This window comes from Brucella grignonensis (assembly GCF_002252505.1).
Classification (GTDB): Bacteria; Pseudomonadota; Alphaproteobacteria; order Rhizobiales; family Rhizobiaceae; genus Brucella; species Brucella grignonensis.
Genome location: NZ_NNRL01000101.1, coordinates 1 through 397 on the forward strand (window position 1 = coordinate 1; position 397 = coordinate 397).

The following is a 397-nucleotide window of genomic DNA, read 5'->3' on the forward strand; positions in this document are numbered from 1 at the left end:
GCCGCCTCGAAATTCCTCGGTGACAATTCGACGTCCCAGACCTCCGCGAACGATTTCTATGCCCAGGAGCTGGCGCGCGTCCAAAACCGCAATGCCGGTCAGATGAGCCTTGGGCAACAGATCTATGATGCGGCCACCAAGCGCATCGAGGGCATCGATCAGTTGCGCCAGCAGATATCCTCGGCGAGCGATGCCAAGGATATCGCCGATCTTCAGGCGCGCATTCAGGCCGAAAGTGCCTTCCTGCAGACCGATCTCCTGCGCATGCAGGGTCTCCAGATGGTCCAGCAGGCGCAGGCCCAGGTCGAGGATCAGCGCAAGGCAGAAGACTGGCGCAAGCGCATCGACACGATGAACACGGCGCTGTCGCAATGAAGCGTGTCGCGGCTCTCGTCAT

General features: G+C 60.7%; 1 protein-coding gene. It reads left to right on the forward strand.

Annotated elements, in window-relative coordinates:
- Positions 1-375: type IV secretion system protein (locus tag CEV33_RS01360; protein ID WP_328588543.1), on the forward strand; the 375-nt coding region annotated here is incomplete at its 5' end.
- Positions 376-397: the final 22 nt, after the last annotated feature.